The sequence below is a fragment of the Amycolatopsis sp. NPDC051061 genome, assembly GCF_040682935.1.
Taxonomy (GTDB): Bacteria; Actinomycetota; Actinomycetes; order Mycobacteriales; family Pseudonocardiaceae; genus Amycolatopsis.
On record NZ_JBFBBZ010000121.1, the window covers coordinates 1 to 3,575 of the forward strand.

Consider the following 3,575-nt stretch of genomic DNA (forward strand, 5'->3'; position numbering starts at 1 on the left):
ATGACAAAATCAGTGAAACGCATGAAGATTAAATCAAACCTTCCGCCAAAGTAGCCCGTAATTACCCCTAAGATATTTCCTACAACTAAAGTAATGAGTGTAACTGCAAAAGCGATATTGAAAGAGTTTCGTGCAGAAATCATTAACATCATGATAATATCTCGTCCACCATTATCAGTTCCCAGTAAATGTCCATTCGTCAGCGGTGCCAGATATTGGTCCATGATATTCACATCAACATAATTTGATTGTTTTAAAAACATCGAGTAAATATAAACGATTAGAAAGACAGCAACTAGAAAAATTGTTGAAATCATCGCTAATTTATCTTTTTTTAGTTCTTCTTTGATTGAGTGAACTAATGATAAAGAATTTTTGTGTTTTTTTTCTGTCATTTTCACTCCTTATTGAATCCGAATTCGTGGGTCAACCATTGCCATGATAATATCCGACAGGAGGGCTCCAAGAAGTCCCAAAAAACCATTTAATAAAATCAAAGCCGTAATCATTGAATAATCTCGCCCAGATATTGAAGTAATAAAAAGTTGTCCTAAGCCAGGATAGCCGAAAATTGTTTCAGCAAATATTGCTCCTCCCAAGAGTCCAGTAATCACAAATCCAAAATTAGAAGCAATTGGTAATGAGGCATTTCTCAAAATATGACGTCTAAAAATCACTTTTTCCTTAACCCCTTTGGCTCGAGCCGTTCGTACATAATCTTGTGTTTGTTCATCTAAAATTCCTGAGCGGAAGTAAGTAAAGATTCCAACTGTTCCAAAGACCGCCAAACTAAAAGCCGGAAGAATCATGTGATAAATCTTACTAAAGAAAACAGGAATTATTCCCATCGCATCTGGACTTACCGTCCCACCTGTCGGAAACCAATTAAGACTATAACCAAAGATAAAGATAATCAAGAGATAGAATACGTAAGGTGGAATACCAAAAGTAATTGAATTATAGGTCAACCACAATTGGTCTTGCCATTTTCCTTCATTTCGAGCTGCAACTATCGACATCGGAATAGCAAATAAGTAAGTTAAAATAACTGACAAAAGTGACATCCAAAAAGTATTAATCGCTCTATGTCCAATGACAGTCATCACAGGCTCTTTGAGATTATAGGACATTCCTAAATTCCCATGTATGGCATTCCCTAGCCACCTGAGATACTGCTCCCACCAAGGGTCATATAAACCTGCTGCCCGTCTTAATGCTTCAACTTCATGTGGGTCGGTATGAGGACCAATCAACCCTGAAAAAGGATCACCAGGCATCAATTTAGCAAAGAAGAAAACAAGAATACTCAAGATAAATAATTGAGGGATCATCAATAAAATACGTCTAATAATTACTTTCCACATTTTCCCCTCCTTTTGGCAAAGCAGCCCAATGACTTTCACTTAATTTTTTTAAGGGCAAAGCGTGTCCATCTTTGTCATAAAAATTTGCTTTTTTATCCTCAAAGTCTTGTTCAACTTTTAGACGGTTTTTCCGATTTTCCGCTCTTCTTGTAACATCAATCGAAGGGATAGCAGATAAGAGTCGTTTAGTATAAATGTGCTGTGGCTCATCAAAAATATCTCTTCGTGTTCCTTTTTCGACAATTCGACCGTTGTGCATGACTGCAATATTATCAGTCATATGGCGGACAACCCCTAAATCATGAGAAATAAAAAGAAATGCAATTCCCAAGTCCTTTTGAATGAGCTTCATGAAATTCAAAACCTGAGCTTGAACAGATAAGTCTAATGCTGAAACTGGTTCATCGGCCACAATTAACTTAGGATTAGTAGCAACTGCCCGTGCGATTCCAATTCTTTGTTGTTGACCTCCAGAAAATTGGAAAGGATACTGTTCTAAAGCTTGTTTAGGTAGTCCAACAATATCCAATAATTCATGAATCCGTTTATTTTCCGTATTAGCATCTATTTTTTCAAAATTTCGAATAGGCTCCGCAATGATATCGTAAATTGTTTTCCGTGGATTCAAACTCGAAAATGCATCTTGAAAAATCATTTGAACATCTTTATTGTATTTGAGCTGGTTTCTTATCTTTTTTTTGCTGACATCTTGTCCTTTGTAAATCAATTGTCCTGATGTCATTTGTTCTAAACCAACAATTGTTTTGCCAATCGTTGATTTTCCAGAGCCAGATTCACCAACTAAACCGACAGTTTCTCCTTCATGAATCGTTAAATCTACTCCATCAACGGCTAAAACATTATCTGTCACTCGATTAAAGAAACCAGATCGAATAGGATAATAAACTTTTAAGTCCTTTAAATTAAGAATTTCGCTCACTTTTTACCCCCTTTCAATTTTTGATCTGGAAATTCAAATTTTTTCCAAGCCTGACCTCGAACAAAATGATTTGAAGAAATTTCAGTCATTTTTTCCGAAATTACTTTTTGAGCTTCTTCTTTCATCCAAGGCACTCGAGCGAGAAATAAATCTTTGTCATACTCAATTTCTGACAGAGAAGGCACAGACCCTGGAATCACATATAAATCATCCGAAACTGTTTCGGCAGATGGATTTGAACGCAAAAGTGACCGGGTGTATGGATGTTTGGGATTTTGAAAAAGCTCTTCAACAGAAGCTTTTTCGACGAGTTGTCCGGCATACATCACCGCCACTGTATCAGCAACTTCAGCAACAACCCCTAAATCATGAGTAATTAGAATAACCCCAGCATTCTTCTTCTTTTGTATTTCTAAAATCAAGTCTAAAATCTGAGCTTGAATGGTAACGTCTAAAGCAGTCGTTGGCTCATCAGCAATAATCAAATCTGGGTCATTGGCAATAGCTATTGCAATCATTACTCTTTGTCTCATCCCGCCTGAAAGTTGGTGGGGAAATTGATTAACGACTCTTTTAGGATTTGGAATTCCTACTTGTTCTAAAAGTTGAAAGATTCTACTTTCATACTGATTTTCTGGATAAACATCATGCACGGCCAGCATTTCCTTGATTTGCTGCCCAATTTTCATCAATGGATTAAGCGCAGTGAGTGGATTTTGAAAAATCATTCCAACTTTACTTCCTCGAATATTTGCCATGGAGTCACCCGTTTTACCAATCACTTCTTCCTCATCCAATAAAATGGAGCCTGTAATTTGAGTTTGATTTGGGTTGTGTAATCCCATAACAGCAGTTGCCAAAGTTGATTTCCCAGAACCTGATTCCCCAACAATGGCTAAAACTTCACCACGTCTAAGACTTAAATCAATATCATAAATTGCTTTTTGAAATTTACCAGCAATCCGAAAGGCAACACTCACTTGTTTTGCTTCCAAAATATTTTCACTTTCCATATTTACCTCCATTCTGTATTCTTATTTATACTCAATATCTTTTATTGAAAACAAATTACTTTTGTTTCAAAACAAGGACTTACGGTATTATATTCTTTTTTATTAATTTTTGCAACAATTTAGTATATTCGGAATAAAAAAACACTCCCCTAATGTCATAATTAAGAGAGTGTCTGCTTAAAATATAAAAAATCTGCTAGAAAACCAGCAGATTTTTTAAGATAATTATTTAGCCAAAGCTTTTTTTGCTTCTTCAGC

Annotated in this window: 3 protein-coding genes and 1 pseudogene; all 4 read right to left on the reverse strand. The window is 35.9% G+C overall.

The window, feature by feature from the left end:
- Nucleotides 1-395, reverse strand: a pseudogene (gene oppC / locus AB0N03_RS51985) (murein tripeptide/oligopeptide ABC transporter permease OppC); the annotation flags it as partial.
- Nucleotides 396-404: 9 nt separating this feature from the next.
- Entirely contained in the window at nucleotides 405-1,364 is a 960-nt protein-coding gene (gene oppB, locus AB0N03_RS51990) for a murein tripeptide/oligopeptide ABC transporter permease OppB (RefSeq protein WP_010906163.1), read from the reverse strand.
- Nucleotides 1,345-2,304, reverse strand: a complete 960-nt coding sequence (gene oppF, locus AB0N03_RS51995) for a murein tripeptide/oligopeptide ABC transporter ATP-binding protein OppF (RefSeq protein WP_010906164.1) — start codon at nucleotides 2,302-2,304, stop codon at nucleotides 1,345-1,347. The genes oppB and oppF overlap by 20 nt, the downstream gene beginning before the upstream one ends.
- Nucleotides 2,301-3,317 (reverse strand): murein tripeptide/oligopeptide ABC transporter ATP-binding protein OppD, encoded by a 1,017-nt coding sequence (gene oppD, locus AB0N03_RS52000; RefSeq protein ID WP_354792111.1) that lies wholly within the window; start codon nucleotides 3,315-3,317, stop codon nucleotides 2,301-2,303. The genes oppF and oppD overlap by 4 nt, the downstream gene beginning before the upstream one ends.
- Nucleotides 3,318-3,575 lie beyond the last annotated feature (258 nt).